We start from the raw sequence: 17,538 nt of genomic DNA, 5'->3' as shown, positions 1-17,538 counted from the left end.
AGGGGGTGAATAAATGAAATTCTTTGGAAGGAAAAAGCAACAGCGTTCAATTGATTCAGCAGTTCAAGCATTAGCAAGTGTGGAATTTTATGACATGCTAGCTAATGGATACGTGAAACTTTCCGATAATCCAGAAGTTAAAATAGCTGTTGATAAAATTGCAGACTTAGTTTCAAACATGACTATTCATCTAATGGAGAATACAGACAAAGGCGATAAACGTGTAAAGAATGAGTTATCACGAAAACTTGATATAAACCCTTATAAATATATGACTCGTAAAGGATGGATTTACAAAATAGTATCTGACTTACTTTTATATGGTGATGGAAACTCAGTTGTTCACATTGGTATAGATAAACAGACAACATTCATTAAAGATTTAACACCGTTTCAAATGGGTGGTGTTACTTTTAAGGAAAATAAAGACGGATACCTGATTGAGTATAACGAAACTATTTACACACCAGATGAAGTCATACATTTTGTAATTAATCCTGACCCTAATTATCCGTTTAAAGGTACAGGTTATCGAGTTGCATTGAGGGAAATAACTAAGAACTTACAACAAGCTACAAAGACGAAAAACAGTTTCATGAGTGGTAAGTATATGCCAAACGTTATTGTCAAAGTAGATGCCATGAATGAGGAGCTTGCTTCCGTTGAAGGTAGGGAATCCGTAAAGGATAAATACTTGAAATCAACCAATGCAGGAGAACCATGGATTATTCCGGCAGAACTATTGGAAATACAACAAATTAAACCTCTTTCTCTAAATGATATTGCTATTAATGAATCAGTTGAAATTGATAAGAAAACAGTGGCTGGACTCTTAGGAGTACCTGCTTTTTTTATGGGCGTTGGAACATTCAACAAGGACGAATATAACAATTTCATCAATTCACGAATCATGTCTATTGCACAGGTTATTGCTCAAACATTGACTAGAGATTTACTATTCAGTCCGAAATTGTATTTCAAACTAAACCCAAGAAGTTTGTATTCTTATGCTTTAACTGAATTAGTAACTGCTGGTGGTTCAATGGTACAAATGAACGCTATGCGAAGGAATGAATTAAGGGATTGGGTTGGATTAGACCCTGATGATGAAATGGAAGAGTTAATTGTTTTAGAAAATTACATTCCTGCTGGTCAATTAGGTGATCAAGAGAAGTTGAAGGGGGGTGAAAACACTAATGAATAAGCGTACCTCTTTTTTAGAAAGCAAATTTAGGGCAGAGGAACATGAAGAAAAGTTATTTATCGAAGGATATTTCATTCGGTATAACCAAGAAACTGAACTTTATGATGGTGTATTTGAAGAAGTATCACCACAAGCGGTTCTAAAAAGTTTAGAGAAAAATGATATTCGTTGTTTATTTAATCATGATACAGGTGTCGTTTTAGGTAGGGTGGGAAACAAAACTTTAGAGTTGAAATCAGATGATAAAGGACTCTATGGAAAAGTTGAAATCAATCGTAATGACCCTGAAGCAATGGCTATATATGCACGTATTCAAAGGGGCGATATAAACTCCTGTAGTTTTGGCTTTTTCCCTGTCAAGGAAGACTATGAGATACGTACTGATGGTACAACAAAATTTATTATACGTGAAGCAGATGTTTTTGAGGTATCGGCAGTAACTTTTCCTGCATACCCACAAACAGAAATTGCAGCAAGACAACAAGACATTGAAGCTATCAAACTTGAAAAATTAAACACTAGGAAACAGAAACTAAAGGAGATGTTAAGTAAATGAGTAATCCAGTAATTGTGGCTGCTAAGTTAAAACTTAAGCGTAGTGCCTTAGAAGTAAAACTATCTGAAATTAAGGAAGTACAAGAACGCTCAGATGAACTTGTTAGAGCAATTGATGAAGCTACTAATGAGGAAGATTTAGCGACTGTAGAAAAGTCAGTTGAAGAAATTCAATCTGAATTAACTGCAAAAGAAGAAGAAAAATCAAATTTAGAAAAAGAAATTCAAGCATTGGAATTAGCACTTGAAGAATCAAACCAAAAAACACCAAACCAAAATGATAATCCTGAAGGGGGACAACGTAAAATGAAAAAAGGTAATGAAGAAGTAAGAGATGGTATTAATGCATATATTCGCTCAAAAGGTCAAGAACGTGCAGGATTCACTTCTGTAGAAGGTGGGGCATTAATCCCTGAAGAACTATTAAAGCCACAAGAAGTTCCAGCAGATGTACTTGATTTAGCTAAATTAGTAAATGTAGTTCCAGTAACTAGTGGTTCTGGTAAATATCCAGTAATCAAGAAGTCAGGTAGCAAGATGGCATCTCAATCTGAACTAGCTGCTAATCCAGAACTAGCTAAACCAGTAATTACAGAAGTAGCTTATGACATTGAAACTTACCGTGGATTTATTCCAGTTTCTTCAGAATCAATCGAAGATGCTGATTATGATGTAACAGGTATGATTGCTTCTGAAATCAATGATCAAGAATTAAATACTAAAAACTTTGCTATTGCATCTGTACTTAAAACTGTACCTGCTAAAGCTGTAACTGGTGTAGATGGAATTAAAACTGTAATCAACAAAGACATCAAGAAAGTATACGCAGTAAAAGCAATTCTTTCTGCTTCTTTATTCAATGCTCTTGACCTACTTAAAGATGCTGATGGACGTTACCTATTAACTCCTGATGCTACTGTTGAATCTGGTAAGAAATTATTCGGTAAAGAAGTAATCGTATTAGATGATGACATGATTGGTACTGCTGATGGTGACTTAAAAGGATTTATCGGTGATCCAAAAGCGGCAGTTACTTTGTTTGACCGTAAACGTGCTTCTGTTAAATGGACTGATAATGACGTGTATGGGGAATTACTTGCTGCTTTCGTTCGTTTTGATGTTGAGAAAACTGATTCTGAAGCAGGATTCTATATCACATACACACCAGCAGTTTAATATTAAATAATTTGACATACGAAAGTAGATAGTTTTGGAGGTTAAGTAAATGAAAGTCAAAGTACTTAAAAACTTTGTAGATTTAGTTGAAAGTAAAATCCAAAACGAAGAAGTATTTAGAGCGGTGGGCGATGAGTTCACCGTTTCTAAAGATCGTTTTGATGAGATAAAAAAGGCAGGAGATTTTATTGAAGAAATCAAAGCTAAGTCAGGAACAAAAACAGCAACAAAAAAGTAGGTGTATTAGATGGGAACTGAAGTATTACAGTTAGTTAAGGCTCGTTTGGGTATCTCATCAACTGTAAGAGATTTATATCTGTTGGCAATTATTGAAGCTGTCTTAACAGAATTATCAGAGGAACAAGGCTTGGTGCTTGATGAGTTTAATTCATACCATTTAATGTTCGTTGCAGATTTCTCAACATGGCGGTATCAAAATCGTGATAGTGGTAACAGTATGCCAAGGCATTTACAATATCGGTTACATAACTTAATAATCCGTTCTGGTGGTGTTTCATCATGACATTTGATTATGAGTTAATATTAATTAAACCAATTTATTCCCAAAATGATATGGGTGATTCAATTAGTACAGAAGAACACACTAATATTTTATGTGATGTTGCATCTGTTACTCGTTCAGAACATTATGCTGCTGCTAGTCATGGGATGAAACCTGAAATTGTTTTCATTGTGAATCAGTATGAATATGAGAAACAAAGTATGGTTGAATTTGAAGGAAATAAATACAAGGTTATTCGTACTTTTAAACCAAAGCAATCTAAAGGTCTTGAGGATCTTGAAACTATAGAATTGGTTTGTGAAGGAGTTGGCAACAATGCCAATGCCTAAATCAGTTACAAAAGTAAAAAAGAATGGTGTTGAATTTACTTCCAATGTAGATAGAACAAAATACACTATTCAAGAATTAACAAGGGCAGCATTAAAGGATACAGCGAAATTAATTAGAAGAAGGATACTTGATAAAGCACGTAGGCTGAGAGGTATGGGAAAAACTAAACGTATTCCGAACGCATTTCAATATTGGGTGAGGAAACGTGAGGGTGATTTACAGATTGGTGTAAAGCATGATACATGGTATGGTGCAGACCACGAGTTAGGAACAAACAATCAACCAGCAAGACATATTATTAGAGATACTGTTTATGAAAATATTGATCAAATCCGTATTATTCAAGGTCAGTATTTACAAGCGATTGAAGATGAAAACAGAGCTAGAGGGCTAATTGATGAAGAGGAGGAGATAGGTGATGAAGACAATTAGACAAGCGATTAAATCCCAACTAACTTCTATTCATCCCCGTGTTTATTTCCTAAAGGCTCCTGATAATGCTCAATTTCCTTACTTAGTTTATACAATTGAAATAACTGATTTAAGCGATAATTTAAAAATGGTCACTCTAGATGTAGATGGTTGGGATAACAAAGAAGATACTACAGAATTAGAGGACTTAATGGTTAGTGTTAAGAATGGCTTAAATAGACAGGTTATACTAAACGACAATCTATTCATGTCAATGTATTTAGATAGACAGCTAGTTGTACCAGATGATAATGCTCTATTAAGCAGAAGGACAAATATATTTTTAGGAAGATTATACGAAAGGTAGTGAAATGAATGGCAATACAAACTAATGGATTAACAGCAAATACCCCACTTAACTATTTAATGGATGCAGGGGCTATCTATAAGAATTTAATTTACACACCAGCAACAGGTGAATTTACAGGAACATTATTGGGTGCAACTAGTGGTGGTAATGAATTTGCATTGGCTCAAGAAATCAGACATATCGAGGTAGACGGAGTTAAAGGTCAATTTAAAGGTAATTCAGTAATTGACTCAGAGATTCCTAGTTTAACAGTTAACTTAAAAGAAGTAACAGCACAAAACCTTGCTCTTGCAATTGCAGGATCAACTACAACTTCAGATACAAACTATGACATTATTACATCTAAAGGTAAAATCGAATTAACTGATTACCTTGATAATATTGCATTTGTTGGACGTATTTCTGGTAGTGCAAAACCTATAGTTATTGTGATTGACAATGCAATTTCTTTAGAAGGTCTTACAATTTCAACATCAGATAAAGGGGAAGCGGTTATTCCTGTAGTGTTTACTGGACATGAAGAAGTAGCAGGAGAAGCGGCTTACCGTATCTACTTTCCTAAGGTGGTAGGATAATGCGTGATTTAAAATTTACAGATGTTTTTGCTGTTATTCGTATCATTAAGAAAGCTGAAATTAGTCAACAGGCTCGTACTATTTTTGCTAGTATTGATGAAAATACAAGCGAAAAAGAAATTGGTGCTAAGTTTTTATTTTCTTGTTTAGAAAATTTAGGTCAAGCACAAGCTGAAGTTACTGAATTTCTTGCTAGTTTAAAAGGTGTAGAAAAGTCACAAATTGAGAATCTAAGTCTTGAAGCAACAACAGAGTTGATTATGGAATTCGTAAACCATAAAGGGATGAAAAGTTTTTTATCCAGTGTCTCCCACTTGATGAAGTAGACATGTTAGATACCTTGTTGCATAGGTATGGAGACATGTCTTTTATTATGTCATTACCTGCTGAACAAGGTATCAATCTTTATGTCAAAGCTGTAGAGAAAGACACCGAACGTCAAGCTTGGGAACAATGGTTAGTTGCTTATCAAAATATGACAAAAGAAAACTTTATTTCATTCAACGATTATTTGAAACAACTAAAACAACCACGGAGAGTAAAAGACAATCGTTCAGATGATGAAATAATACAAGATGCAGAGAATATTTTAAAAAGTTTGAAGCGTTCTGATACTTAGGACGCTTTTTTTTATCTCTTTAGAAAGGCGGTGAGATAGTGGAATTATTTAAGCTGTTTGGAACAGTATTTGTCAACAATGATGAAGCAAATAAAGCATTGGATAACACTGATCAAAAAGCTGAATCAACAGGTGGTAAATTTGAAAAACTAGGCGGTATTGCTGGTAAAGTTGGCGGTGTTATAGCTGCTGGTGTAGGTGTTGCTGTAGGGGCAGTTGGCGGTTTGATGGCTAAGACAATGGAAACTGCATCAGAAATTAATAAGTTTTCTCAAGTTACAGGCATGAGCAAAAAAGGATTTCAGGAATGGGATTCTGTTGCTAAAAACTTTGGCTTTTCTATGGAAGCAGCATCAGGTGATATGGCAGCATTAGCAGAACGTGCAATGGATGCAGCTTCAGGTGCTGGTGAAAATGCAGACATGTTTAAAAAGTTAGGAGTTTCCGTAAAGGACTCAAGTGGGCATTTGAAATCACAAGAACAATTATTCAACGAAACGATTACAGGACTACAAGGTATGAAGAACGAAACTGAACGAAATGCAATTGCTACAGCAATGTTAAGTACAACTGGTGAAGAGTTAGCACCTGTCCTAAATATGACTGCTGATCAATTACAAAAAATGAAAGACAATGCAAATGTAATCAGTGATGATGATTTAAATAAAGCAGAACAATTTAGACAGAAATGGGAAGGTGCTAAAACCACTTTCTCAGGTATCGTTACCCAAATCGGAATTCAATTAATGCCAATCTTTTCAAAAATGCTTGATTGGGTTGTTGCAAATATGCCATCTATTAAATCAACAATGGATACTGTTTTCAAAGCATTATCTACAGTTGTAAATGTAGTAGTTGGAGTAATCAAACAATACTTCCTTCCAATACTTTCTCAATTATGGTCATTTATAAAAACTAATTTAACACCTGTTTTTATGGGTCTATTTAGCTTTATGCAAGGTAATCTTCCTGTAACCAAACAAATATTTACGACTGTCTTTTTAGCTATGTGGGAAATAGCAAAAACATTATGGAGTTTCTTTAAACAAAATATTCTTCCAATTTTGGTGAGTTTGTACAATTGGATTATGAGTAATATGCCAACCATTCGTGCAACAGTAAGTGCAGTTTTCGCAAAAATAGTACAAGTAGCATCATCGGTTTGGGCATTTTTCAAAGATAATATCCTACCAATCCTATTGAGATTGTTTGAATTCATACAATCTAAAATGCCACAGATTCAAAGTATCGTAGAAAAAGTATTTCGTATCATTTCAAATGTAGTAAAAATAGTTTGGGATGTATTTGAAAATTTCCTACTTCCAGTTCTGAAAAAATTATGGGAATGGGTAAGTCCATATTTACCAAAAATTCAATCGGCAATAGAAGATTCATTTAATACAATTTTCAATGTTATTGATGATGTTGTAGGAATATTCGAAGATGTGACTAATGCAATCAAAAAGGCGGTTGATTGGTTAGGTAAATGGAATGATAAACCATCAAAAAAGAAAACTGTCGAAGTTGAAGAAAAAAGGACTACTTCTGGTAGAGGTACTGCAAAGAATGCAACAGGAACAAACTATTTCGAAGGTGGTCGAACCCTCGTTGGTGAAATGGGTCCCGAACTTGTGACTCTTCCTAGAGGTTCAAAGATTGATCCAGCTAATGCAACACGTAACACATTAAAAAGTGGTGGAGACACTTATATCACAGTAAATTCACAAAAAGCTGTAATGGATGAAAAAGAATTAGGTCGTACATTGCAAAGATTGGAGGTGCTGTATGGCTGATAAACTGTATTGGATTGATGCAAACGGCACTGAACAACCTTTGTCCGATAATAATTTTAAAGTTTTATCAGGCATGACTGGTCGTTTTATGCCACCTGTTAGTATTGTGGAAGAAGAAGTACCATTTCAAGCAGGAACTAGAAAAAGACATGTAAAAGTAAGTCCTCGTGATGTAGACATTCCATTATTTTTACAAGCAGATTCAGAGATTGAATTAAGGCAATTAATGAGAAGAATCTTGAAAATGATTAATCCTTTCAAAGAAGGTAAATTAAAATCAATCGCTGTTGATGGTAGTCAAAGGGAGTTATATTGTCAGTATATCTCAGGGATGGAAGGTTCTGAAGGTAGAGACAATAAAGGGTTTTGGTGGCAAAATGCAGTATTAGTTTTTCATGCTTTTGACCCTTATTGGTATGACACTAATACAATTGTAGAAACATTTTCGATAGGACAGACAGCCACTTTCTTTCCTTTCTTTCCATTGAGATTGTCTTCATCATCCGTTTTCGCTGACTTTTCAATAGATAATATTGGAGATATCGAGTGTCACCCAGAATGGATAATTCAGGGACCCGGTGACAATATTTTTCTTAGAAATTTGACCACAGGTGAATTAACTAATCTTGAAACTTCTTTAGGAGTCGGAGAAATCATTACCATTGACACAAAACCAAAAAAGAAAAGTATCACTAAAGGGGATGGTACTAACTTGTTTGGTACTCAAACTGATGATAATTCTTCCTTGTGGACTTTACAATCTGGAGTAAATAATATTCGGATTGAAATGTCTAATGCCACAAGTGAATCATCTGTACAACTATCTTACACCCCTAGATATTGGTGTGTTTAAGAATGGGCTATAAATTATATGTTAGAGATCAATATTTAAATAGAGTTGCAGAGATTGACGATTATCAATCTCTTGAAATGGTTCTAAAATATAACAGTTATGGGACATGGGTTTTAAATTTACCTACAAACTGTAAAGCAGCTAAGGAAATAATAAAGTCAAAATCAGGAATTGTTGTAATAAATGACGGAAAAGTAATCTTTTCAGGGTTAGCAACTAAGAAAAATAGAAAATGGAATGCCAATGAAGACAAATTACAAATTAGTGGTGTAGACGATTCTATTTGGTTATTAAGAAGACTTGTTTACCCTGAGCCAAATGGACAGTTTACATTAAAGGATTATGATGTCCGTACAGGATTAGCTGAATCCATTATAAAACAGTATGTTTCTTTTAATTTAGGCTCTCGTGCCAGACTAGAAAGACAGATTCCAAATTTTGTGATTGAAGAAGATATAGGGTTAGGTAAAAAGGTTACTGGAAATGGTAGATTTGAAACGCTTTTGGATTTATCAACATCATTAGCACTTGCTGGTGGAGACTTAGGTTTTCGGACAATCCAAGTCAATAAAAGTCTTGAATTTCAAGTTTATCAACCAGAAGATAAAACGAAAACTGCAATATTTAGTCCTTTACTCGGCAACTTAAGTGAATTTGAATACACTTCTGAAGACCCTGAAACTAATTATGTAATAGTTGGTGGAGGTGGAGAAGGAAAGGCTAGAATCACTCTTCAAAATGGGGATTCTGCAAGTATCACAGAATATGGTCGAATTGAATCATTTGTTGACCAAAGGAATACAACTGACCAAGCAGAATTAACCCAATCACTCAATCAAGAGCTTACTGAAAAATCCATTAAGAATAGTTTAAGTATAACTCCAATTGAGACAGAAAGTTTATCCTTTGGTCGTGATTATAATTTAGGTGATAAAGTATCAATAATTATCACCCAACCTAATGAAGTCGTTGAAGTTGATACGATATATTATTTTCTGTCTGATTATCAAATAAGAAAAACTCAAGAAAAATTACAAGTTATTCAGGATGTAGTACGAGAAATCAAACTTACAATTGATCAAAATGGAGTTTCAATAAATCCAACAATTGGTACACCTGAATCATTATCATCACAAGGTTTAGGGATATTTAAGAAAATGAAAAAATTAACAAAAAGGGTAAGTCACTTAGAAAGGAGCTGATTAGATGGTACAAACTTATTTTCCGTTTGATAGTGGAGCAGGAGCGGATGTTAGAGAAAATCAATGGTCAAAAATGGCACAAAATTGGCTTGGTACTGGAGTAATTAAAGGACAATTAAGTGAATTGCAGGTTTACGCTGATAGTACAGGTTTACAGGTGAAAGTAAAATCAGGTATGTCATGGATTAAAGGGCATTATTTTGAATCAAGTAGTGAGGAGGTTCTTCCAATTACTACTGCTGATACAACTAATCCACGAATTGACAGGGTGATTATTCGTCTTGATTGGACAGCAAACACTATCCAATTGGCGGTTTTACAAGGTGTTCCAGCTATATCTCCAGTTGCACCTGCACTTACTCAAAATGTATCAAGATGGGAAATTTCTTTAGCCCAAGTTTCAGTAGGGACAAATGTATCAACAATTACATCAGGAAGTGTGATAGATGACCGAGTTTTTACCAGTAATGTAATTGAGTCTGGAACAAACGTAAATGGGAGTTATATTAAATACCCTGATGGTACGATGATTTGTGCTGGTTCTACTCCAGCAGTTGCAGGTACAACTTTGAAAACATTAAACGGTTTACTTTATCCTGCTTCATTCGTTGGTAATACTCCTTATGTGTTATTAACACATAGGTCTGTTTCAGGAAGATTTGCTAATTTTTATGTACTTGATCCTTCTTTGACTAGTTTCGGTATAGTTCATCAAGGGGTATCAAGTGTAGATTTAAGTGGAACTATTTTTACATGGCAAGCAATAGGTAGGTGGAGATAATGAGAGTTTTCTTAAGTCCACAATTCAACAAAACTGATAAATTAGCCTATGAATTCATTGGTGACAAGATAATTGTTACATTAAATGGTGAAACAGATGAATTTGATTTTACTAATTTACCAAATGGAAATATTGGAGGTGGTCACAGAGAAGATGCAATAATAACCACTCTTCCTATTTGCCCTATACAAGAAGCGTTTAAGAAAGATGGCATAATGAATGTTACCCTTTTGAATTTTATAGGGGAAAATCCAACTAAAGAAGAATGTTTCCCTGAATGGATTGAGGTGGGATAATGGCAATAATTAAATGGGTAGATTCTTTTGAAGAAACCAAAAACAATAAACTTATAGAATTAAATAAAAAATGTAATGACACTATCCTCGGAAGATTTTCTTCTGAAGTTGATGGTGTCATTTATTATTTTTCACATGATTCTGAAGCACAAAGTAATTTTAGTACAGCAAAATTGGCATTTATGGATGGAACTGTTGCTCAAATGGGTGGAGTTATCCCTTGGACTGCTTATGATTCAGAAGGTAATGTATTTAGACTTCAACTAAATCAATCTCAATTTAACAGTGTATTTCTTTCTAAAATGCTTCATGTCACTAATAATGTGGCGAAATATAGAGATTTTTTAGTACCATTAGTGATTGATGCCAAAACACCAGAAGAAATTAAGTCAATCACTTGGGACAAATAATGAGGTGGTCAAGTTGAAACAGTACATTTGGAATCTGTTAATTGCTATTGACCAGTTTTTTAATGCAGTTTTTGCTGGTTATCCAGATGAGACAATTTCATCTAGAATGGGGAAACATGTGGCAAAAAAGAATTGTCCATTTTGTAATCTTGTCTGCAAATTCTTAAACTTATTTGAGAAGGATCACTGTATTAAATCAATTGAAAATGATGAAGGAACACCAATGTAAATAAAAAAAGACTACCCAACTTTTTTGAGAGAGGTAGTCTTTTTTTTAGTGGTCGTACCCACTTTCTAAAGTTTATCAAAGGAGGTGGGATTGTGCAACAAGGAAAAGAGGTGTTATTAATGCATTTTGATATTACTAATATTGTAGGAAATATATGGTATGTAGCGTTGGGTTTTGTTCTTTTTGATGTAGTCACTGGTTTATTAGCAGCAGGAATAGAAAAAAAACTCAACAGTTCAATCAACTATATTGGAATGATTAGAAAAGTAGGTGAGTTTGTCGCACTTGCTTTTTTAGTTTTTGTAGATGCTTATGTAGGTGCAAGTGGAATGCTTATCAAATTAGGTGTAGGCATGATTGTTGCTTATGAAGGTATGAGTATTATTGAAAACTTCAGTCGTATTGGTATTGACCTTAAATTTCTAACTAAGTACTTCGATAAGAACAAAATAGGGAAAAAAAGGGGATAATAATAATGTTAACATATCAAACTCGCAATTTAGAAAATATCAATAAATTAGGTGATCATACAAAGGTTGCAGCTTTAAAATGGCATGATTATTTGGTCGCAAACCATATTAATGTGTTAATTTATGAAACAATCCGTACCATTGAAACTCAGAGAGCCAATGTAAAAAAGGGTGCTTCTCAAACAATGAAATCTTACCATATTGTAGGTCAAGCATTAGATTTTGTGCCTGTAGATGAAAAAGGTAAAGGATTATGGAATGGATATAGTCGCTCCGATATTAAACAGGCTATTGCTGAAGCAAAAAGACTTGGTTTTGAATGGGGTGGAGATTGGAAAGGATTTGTTGATAAACCTCATCTACAGTTTAATTATAAAGGATATGGTACTGATACCTTTGGTCAAAATAAACCAGTGGAAGAAACTAAGAAAGAAACCCCTAAACCCGTAGTTAAAACTGTTTCACAAACAAAAACTAAAAAGCTGACTTATAAACGATTACTAAAACTAGGATCAAAAGGTGCTGATGTTGGAGAATTACAGGGAGCATTGAACAGGTTAAATTTTAAGTGTGGAAAAATCGATAATGATTATGGAAAAGTAACAAAGGATGCTGTAACACGTTTTCAAAAAGTACACCTTCCATACGAAATTGATGGTATTGCTGGAAAACATACAATTGAAATGATTAACTCTCTTCTGTAAAAACATAAAAGCCTTCCTTAAATCGGAGGGCTTCTTAATTCTTCATCTTCATCAGATGCATAGAATAATTCTTCGAGTAAATTCCAATAATCTAAGTCTTTTTCAGTTAAAATATCATAATCCTTTTTTTCCTTATTTTGCATTGAAATTCAACTCCTTTTTGAAAAGTTTTCATTCCTATAGACAAAATAAACAAGTTATTACTTATTTATCCAAATAATGAAAATTTAAACAATGAATAATATTTAATTTCTTAGATAAAGATAAATTAAAGCCATATTAGACGTTCAAAGAACAAAAGCCCTTCTCAATCGAGAGGGGCTTTTGTTGTTACTATAGTTTTTCGTAAGTAATGACATATGAACCTAGTGTGCTTGCAACTTTCTTTACTTTTAATATCAATGTATCACCTTTTTTAACATTCGGATTATCAGTTGATACGAAATTCAAATGTTTGCCAGTTTGGATGTTGTAACCAAATGCGCTATTGGGTACAAGCTTGTTCACTTTAACCGATACAGTCTTACCCTCCAAGTTATCTCCTTTATTCAGAGCGGTTTCGAACTGTTTAGTTGTGTAGTCTGCCTTTACAGTTTTGTTCGTTCCGCATCCAGCCAATAAGAACGCAACCACCACGAAAGAACTTAATAATCCAATCAATAATTTCTTCACTACTTATTTCCCCCCCATTTTCTATATATAAGTCAAATAGAATTATATCACTATTACGTGTAAAATTTGGAAAAGTTTTAAAGATTGAGCAAAAGTACTCTCAATCAAGTTTTGCGTCACTTATTAACCATGCATCTCCGATTTTCTTAATATTTTTTCCTGGGTTTGCCTTTTGTAATTTACGTAACATTTTTTTATCTTCCAATTCTCTTTTTGCTTCCTCTTCATTTATCCTTCTAACCGTTTCTTCCATTGTATCGGCAGCTTCAATAAATTTATCTAACCAAGGTATATACACAAATGTTTTCTTTCCCCCAACTTTCAAACGGATACATCTCCTTTATTAGTTATCTATCATACATTTAGACAAATTATGACAATATCCTTGTGACGTATTTGTGAAATAAAAAAACCTTCTCGACTGAGAAAGGTTTATATTTGTATAATATCAATTTTTAAATGGTCATCCTCAAATTTTTTGTAAAAGGAAATTAATTGTTTTTTATTTAATGCATTATCTTTTTTTACTTTCTTAAAATTAACTGCGTCGGGATTGGGAAGTATTTTTATCCGAGTAAACCCTTCGTCTTTAGCATACTGTACAAGTTTCTCCATATAATAAGTCGCAATTCCTTTTTTTCGTAAAATATCAACATGAACAAATAATAAATTTAAACGAATATATGGTTTTTCATTTAGTAAGGTCAACATTCTTGAACCCAATGCTTTATAAAACTCCATACTTAAGATTGGCTCTATATTATCATCGACTTGTTTAGCCAAGCAAAATTTAAAAGTTCCATCTTTACAATGGTACCCCTTTTCTTTAGTTCCATTAATTTTTTCAGCATTTGTGATTAATTTTAAGTCTTCCCCATTTACTCCTTCGATTTGTGGTATGCCGAATCTACTTAATATTACATCCTCAGCTTCTGATATCATACGATCAACTCCAATTTTTAAAAAGGCAAATCATCATTCATGATCTTAAGTAATTGTTGTTTTTCTAATTCCTTTACCTTCTCGGTTATATCCTCACCGGCAGAAATGACTTGCTCTAAAACAGCATTATAGGGTAATTCCTTCTTGATATCCTTCCAAAATTGGAGGGCTATATATTCCGGTTTTCTTCCCTTTAAAGGGAAAGAAGCACGTTGCATGATATTGCTATCAGCTTTGTAATGTATCTCAATTGTTATGTTCATCTTGTTCATCCTTATTTTGATTTACCATCGACTCCATCATTATTTTGTAGGAGAGTAACTCAGAATATTCAATATAGCTCAATATGTTTTCCTTTGAGTTTAAGAGCATAATTGATTTAAAACATTTACTAGCATAATTTACAGCAATTCTTGCGATTAATTCATTCCAATAAGGCAAATAAACTGGTCCAGCATTGAAATGCCCTTTTTGAATGTACACATTTTCTAATATGGAATTGCCATGACCTGCATGAGACAAAACAGAGTATAGTACATCATACTCTTTTTGCATTCCTACTATTAATGAAAGTGTTCTAATACTTGGTTTTTTGTTTTTATAATGAGAATTTGAATTAATAATCTCTAATAAGTGTTTTGTATACCATTGTTTTTGTAGATGGAACTTATGTTTAATTAAATCATATTGTCGTTTCAATTCATCATCTTTTCTACCGTCTTGTTCGTTAAGTCTTTGTTTTTGAACTATACTAAAATCACTATAGAGATTTAATCGAATCTCTGGATTTTCACTAATAAATTTTGCGTATATGGTGGTTTCAAACAAAGACCTTAATATTGTCATAGCTTGACTAATACAACCTGCACTGAGATTTGTTAATATTGCAAATACGTCACTTGATAATTTCGCATAAAGTATTTGTTCCGTTTTATGTCTTTGATTTAAAAAACCTTCATCAGCAACAAAGTTAAGGAAAAAATAATAAACTTCTAAAAATGCTATGTCAGTTCTTACTTTTGATTGACTAAGATCTAGAATCTTATTATATCCATCAAAAAGTGATTCAGAATAATGATTAAAATTTGTTTCAACGTCAATTACGCTCATTTTCTTCTTCCTCATACATTTCTTCAAATTTAACATTCAAAATCTTGGATAGTTTTATTATTTGGGGAACACTCGGATATGTTCTTCCTGTGCACCAATTACTTAAAGTATTCCTCGAAACTTCTAAATACTTCTCTAAATATTCCCTCTTGAATGGGGATTCTTTAATGATCTCACCGATCTTACTTTTCACCATTATACATCACCTACTTATCCATTCGACAACACTTGTCTTATAACCTTTCACAATTTCCGAAGATTTTTTGCGTGCTTTTTTGTGATAGATAGGAATAATGGACAATCCAACCTTAATACCATTTACTATAGCCAATGGAATTGCGAAGTTAGAAGTGAGGTTGGTAGCATTTAAACCCAATAAAATCAACGGATAATCTACTATTTCAGATTTCTATTTAGGTGGGATACTTACTACTGTAAGTCTAATGAGGTGGCGTTGATGATGGGAGGAAAACGAAATGATTTTTGAAGTTGTCACAACAACAATTTTTGGAGCAATTTCTTTGAAAGCTTATCGTTCAAAAAGTGGGGTAGGGAACGACTCAAAAAAAATCAACAAAATTTTTGCTCTTAGTGGTCTGAATGTTAAGGACGGTAATCAAACATTAACAGCCCAACAAATCAAAAAGAGAAATTATGATTGGGGTGTTGAGTATCGTTACCGTATACCTTTAGGTAGGAGTTTTGAAGATTACTTAGCAAAACAAAAAGTTATCGAATCTGGAATCAATACTCGCTCTGTAAAGATTAAACTTAAAGATTTAAAAGAACTTAAACTTGATCGAAATATTTTCTCTAATATAAAAAGTCTATACACTAAAAAACTAACAGACAGAAAGGAAATAGAGTTGTCCTATGATGGAATGTTAATAATTCGAGTTTATAATGAGCCATTACCTAAAACCGTTAGCTTTCAAGAAGGTAAAGGGTGGAAAGTTGTTTTTGGAGCGACAAGGGATAGGAACAAACTTATTTTCCATGACTTTGAAAAAATCCCTCATTTATGCCTTGGTGGAGCTACAAGGTATGGAAAATCAAATCTAATTAACTGTATCATTACTTCTTTAATTAAGCAGCAACCAGACAACGTAAAACTCCATTTGATTGATTTAAAAGGTGGGGTTGAACTATGTGACTATGAGAATGTTAAACAAACTGTATCGATCGCTTATGAACCTGAGGAAGCCTTAGAGACATTAGCTAATGCCTACAACTTAATGCGTGAGAAACAAGACATATTGAGAAAGGCTGGAAAGAAAAAGGTGGAGGATGCAGGGATAACTGAAAGGCATTTTATCATCATCGATGAGGTAGGGGAACTAAATCCTGATGAAGCAGTTTCGAAAGAGGAAAAAGTATTGAAGCGAGAATGTCAAAAGTATATGAGCCAAATATCTCGTCTCGGAGCTGGCTTAGGTTTTAGATTGATACTAGCAACCCAATATGGAACTGGAGATATTATCCCTCGTCAATGTAAGCAAAACAGTGATGCTAAACTTTGTTTCCGTGTACAGTCTGGTGTAGCTTCAAGGGTTGTTCTTGACACAGAGGGAGCAGAAGCCTTACCTAAAATAAAAGGCAGAGCTATTTACCAAATGGCAGATGAACGTGTTATTGTTCAAACTCCTCTAATCACACCTGAAGATATTAAAAATACAATTACTCCTTATATAATCGAGAAAAAGGAGGTTGTCAAAGTTGAAACCCCTAAGCAAGAGACAGGAAGAAATTCTATTGTCATTACGAAAACTGGACTTTCTTAATCGTGATCAACTAACTCGGATTCACCGTCTTGGAAGCGTAAGAAATGCCAATCGTATCCTCAAAGAAATGTCCCCTTATATAACTGGTTTCCGTGAAGAAGCTTTTTCCACTATATATTTTTTAAATAAAGAAGGCAGGGAATATGTCAATACAGACAAAGTAAGAAGAAAGAATAAATTTGTTAATCACTACCTTAAACGAAACGATTTTTACATCTATACGGGATGTCCTCATGATTGGGAAAATGAAATAAAGGTATCAGATGGTACATTTACCATTGTCGCAGACTCTTATTTCAAGAAGGAAGGTAAGTATCACTTTCTTGAAGTTGATGCTACTCAGAAGATGAGCGTTAACAAAAAGAAAATCGAACAATACAAGGGTTTAATGAGAAATGGGGAACTAGCAAAACATTTAGGTTATTTTCCTAAATTAATATGGTTAACTACAACTGAATTAAGAAGGAAACAATTAACTGTCTTATGTAAAGGTCTACCTTATCGAGTTTACACCATGAATGACATTAAATAA

The 17,538-nt window shown here is 33.6% G+C and carries 28 protein-coding genes and 1 pseudogene; 22 read left to right on the top strand and 7 right to left on the bottom strand.

Annotated elements, in window-relative coordinates; translation table 11 throughout:
* Positions 1–13: 13 nt before the first annotated feature.
* The 20 genes and pseudogenes from J7E81_RS15505 to J7E81_RS15410 all read left to right on the top strand — a co-directional run.
* Positions 14–1,204: a phage portal protein gene (locus J7E81_RS15505; protein ID WP_215043555.1), complete on the top strand. Its 1,191-nt coding sequence runs from the start codon at positions 14–16 to the stop codon at positions 1,202–1,204.
* On the top strand, positions 1,197–1,760 hold the full coding sequence (locus tag J7E81_RS15500) for an HK97 family phage prohead protease (protein ID WP_215043553.1): 564 nt from the start codon (positions 1,197–1,199) through the stop codon (positions 1,758–1,760). The genes J7E81_RS15505 and J7E81_RS15500 overlap by 8 nt, the downstream gene beginning before the upstream one ends.
* On the top strand, positions 1,757–2,935 hold the full coding sequence (locus tag J7E81_RS15495; protein ID WP_215043551.1) for a phage major capsid protein: 1,179 nt from the start codon (positions 1,757–1,759) through the stop codon (positions 2,933–2,935). The genes J7E81_RS15500 and J7E81_RS15495 overlap by 4 nt, the downstream gene beginning before the upstream one ends.
* A 49-nt stretch (positions 2,936–2,984) precedes the next feature.
* Entirely contained in the window at positions 2,985–3,173 is a 189-nt protein-coding gene (locus J7E81_RS15490) for a hypothetical protein (protein WP_215043549.1), read from the top strand.
* A 9-nt stretch (positions 3,174–3,182) separates the two neighbouring features.
* Positions 3,183–3,458 carry a hypothetical protein gene (locus J7E81_RS15485; RefSeq protein ID WP_215043548.1) on the top strand — a complete coding sequence of 92 codons (276 nt, stop codon included), beginning with the start codon at positions 3,183–3,185 and terminating at the stop codon, positions 3,456–3,458.
* A complete protein-coding gene (locus J7E81_RS15480) occupies positions 3,455–3,787 on the top strand; it encodes a phage head-tail adapter protein (RefSeq protein WP_215043546.1) in 333 nt (110 codons plus the stop codon). Before J7E81_RS15485 ends, J7E81_RS15480 begins: the two co-directional genes overlap by 4 nt.
* A complete protein-coding gene (locus tag J7E81_RS15475; RefSeq protein WP_215043544.1) occupies positions 3,774–4,220 on the top strand; it encodes an HK97-gp10 family putative phage morphogenesis protein in 447 nt (148 codons plus the stop codon). The genes J7E81_RS15480 and J7E81_RS15475 overlap by 14 nt, the downstream gene beginning before the upstream one ends.
* Positions 4,207–4,566 carry a gp17 family tail completion protein gene (locus J7E81_RS15470; RefSeq protein ID WP_215043542.1) on the top strand — a complete coding sequence of 120 codons (360 nt, stop codon included), beginning with the start codon at positions 4,207–4,209 and terminating at the stop codon, positions 4,564–4,566. The genes J7E81_RS15475 and J7E81_RS15470 overlap by 14 nt, the downstream gene beginning before the upstream one ends.
* A gap of 8 nt (positions 4,567–4,574) precedes the next feature.
* The gene (locus J7E81_RS15465) at positions 4,575–5,144 is read left to right on the top strand and encodes a hypothetical protein (protein ID WP_215043540.1); all 570 of its coding nucleotides are present in this window, start codon (positions 4,575–4,577) and stop codon (positions 5,142–5,144) included.
* The gene (locus tag J7E81_RS15460; RefSeq protein WP_215043538.1) at positions 5,144–5,470 is read left to right on the top strand and encodes a hypothetical protein; all 327 of its coding nucleotides are present in this window, start codon (positions 5,144–5,146) and stop codon (positions 5,468–5,470) included. Before J7E81_RS15465 ends, J7E81_RS15460 begins: the two co-directional genes overlap by 1 nt.
* A 47-nt stretch (positions 5,471–5,517) precedes the next feature.
* The gene (locus J7E81_RS15455) at positions 5,518–5,763 is read left to right on the top strand and encodes a hypothetical protein (protein WP_215043536.1); all 246 of its coding nucleotides are present in this window, start codon (positions 5,518–5,520) and stop codon (positions 5,761–5,763) included.
* A 38-nt stretch (positions 5,764–5,801) separates the two neighbouring features.
* A complete protein-coding gene (locus J7E81_RS15450) occupies positions 5,802–7,556 on the top strand; it encodes a phage tail protein (RefSeq protein ID WP_215043534.1) in 1,755 nt (584 codons plus the stop codon).
* Positions 7,549–8,409, top strand: coding sequence for a phage distal tail protein (locus tag J7E81_RS15445; RefSeq protein WP_215043532.1), 861 nt, complete (start codon positions 7,549–7,551; stop codon positions 8,407–8,409). The genes J7E81_RS15450 and J7E81_RS15445 overlap by 8 nt, the downstream gene beginning before the upstream one ends.
* 2 nt (positions 8,410–8,411) lie before the next feature.
* The gene (locus tag J7E81_RS15440) at positions 8,412–9,611 is read left to right on the top strand and encodes a siphovirus ReqiPepy6 Gp37-like family protein (protein ID WP_215043530.1); all 1,200 of its coding nucleotides are present in this window, start codon (positions 8,412–8,414) and stop codon (positions 9,609–9,611) included.
* Between the two features lie 4 nt (positions 9,612–9,615).
* Complete coding sequence (locus J7E81_RS15435) at positions 9,616–10,392, top strand: hypothetical protein (protein ID WP_215043528.1); 777 nt, start codon at positions 9,616–9,618, stop codon at positions 10,390–10,392.
* Positions 10,392–10,688, top strand: coding sequence for a hypothetical protein (locus tag J7E81_RS15430; protein ID WP_215043526.1), 297 nt, complete (start codon positions 10,392–10,394; stop codon positions 10,686–10,688). The genes J7E81_RS15435 and J7E81_RS15430 overlap by 1 nt, the downstream gene beginning before the upstream one ends.
* Positions 10,688–11,098, top strand: a complete 411-nt coding sequence (locus tag J7E81_RS15425) for a hypothetical protein (RefSeq protein WP_215043524.1) — start codon at positions 10,688–10,690, stop codon at positions 11,096–11,098. Before J7E81_RS15430 ends, J7E81_RS15425 begins: the two co-directional genes overlap by 1 nt.
* Before the next feature lie 13 nt (positions 11,099–11,111).
* The gene (locus J7E81_RS15420; protein WP_215043522.1) at positions 11,112–11,327 is read left to right on the top strand and encodes a hypothetical protein; all 216 of its coding nucleotides are present in this window, start codon (positions 11,112–11,114) and stop codon (positions 11,325–11,327) included.
* A 92-nt stretch (positions 11,328–11,419) separates the two neighbouring features.
* Positions 11,420–11,797, top strand: coding sequence for a phage holin family protein (locus tag J7E81_RS15415; protein WP_308162220.1), 378 nt, complete (start codon positions 11,420–11,422; stop codon positions 11,795–11,797).
* 5 nt (positions 11,798–11,802) lie between these two features.
* A pseudogene (locus J7E81_RS15410) lies at positions 11,803–12,471 on the top strand (M15 family metallopeptidase); the annotation flags it as partial.
* A 47-nt stretch (positions 12,472–12,518) separates the two neighbouring features.
* On the opposite strand, the gene J7E81_RS30945 reads toward J7E81_RS15410, so the two are convergent.
* The 7 genes from J7E81_RS30945 to J7E81_RS15380 form a co-directional block, all read right to left on the bottom strand.
* Positions 12,519–12,644, bottom strand: coding sequence for a hypothetical protein (locus J7E81_RS30945; RefSeq protein WP_285292020.1), 126 nt, complete (start codon positions 12,642–12,644; stop codon positions 12,519–12,521).
* A gap of 190 nt (positions 12,645–12,834) precedes the next feature.
* Entirely contained in the window at positions 12,835–13,173 is a 339-nt protein-coding gene (locus tag J7E81_RS15405; protein WP_215043517.1) for a putative periplasmic lipoprotein, read from the bottom strand.
* A 100-nt stretch (positions 13,174–13,273) separates the two neighbouring features.
* Positions 13,274–13,498: a hypothetical protein gene (locus J7E81_RS15400; protein ID WP_215043515.1), complete on the bottom strand. Its 225-nt coding sequence runs from the start codon at positions 13,496–13,498 to the stop codon at positions 13,274–13,276.
* A 107-nt stretch (positions 13,499–13,605) separates the two neighbouring features.
* Positions 13,606–14,115 carry a GNAT family N-acetyltransferase gene (locus tag J7E81_RS15395; RefSeq protein WP_215043513.1) on the bottom strand — a complete coding sequence of 170 codons (510 nt, stop codon included), beginning with the start codon at positions 14,113–14,115 and terminating at the stop codon, positions 13,606–13,608.
* Between the two features lie 17 nt (positions 14,116–14,132).
* Entirely contained in the window at positions 14,133–14,378 is a 246-nt protein-coding gene (locus J7E81_RS15390) for a hypothetical protein (RefSeq protein WP_215043511.1), read from the bottom strand.
* On the bottom strand, positions 14,362–15,225 hold the full coding sequence (locus tag J7E81_RS15385) for a DUF5677 domain-containing protein (protein ID WP_215043509.1): 864 nt from the start codon (positions 15,223–15,225) through the stop codon (positions 14,362–14,364). The genes J7E81_RS15390 and J7E81_RS15385 overlap by 17 nt, the downstream gene beginning before the upstream one ends.
* Complete coding sequence (locus J7E81_RS15380; RefSeq protein WP_251028660.1) at positions 15,212–15,421, bottom strand: helix-turn-helix transcriptional regulator; 210 nt, start codon at positions 15,419–15,421, stop codon at positions 15,212–15,214. The genes J7E81_RS15385 and J7E81_RS15380 overlap by 14 nt, the downstream gene beginning before the upstream one ends.
* 280 nt (positions 15,422–15,701) lie before the next feature.
* Here J7E81_RS15380 and J7E81_RS15375 point away from each other — a divergent pair, with 280 nt between their 5' ends.
* Complete coding sequence (locus J7E81_RS15375) at positions 15,702–17,006, top strand: FtsK/SpoIIIE domain-containing protein (protein ID WP_215043506.1); 1,305 nt, start codon at positions 15,702–15,704, stop codon at positions 17,004–17,006.
* On the top strand, positions 16,978–17,538 hold the full coding sequence (locus tag J7E81_RS15370) for a replication-relaxation family protein (protein ID WP_251028659.1): 561 nt from the start codon (positions 16,978–16,980) through the stop codon (positions 17,536–17,538). The genes J7E81_RS15375 and J7E81_RS15370 overlap by 29 nt, the downstream gene beginning before the upstream one ends.

Source organism: Bacillus sp. ISL-18 (assembly GCF_018613415.1).
Taxonomy (GTDB): Bacteria; Bacillota; Bacilli; order Bacillales; family Cytobacillaceae; genus Neobacillus.
The sequence above is the reverse complement of the archived record's forward strand: the minus strand, read 5'-3'. Positions and strand labels throughout refer to the sequence as shown.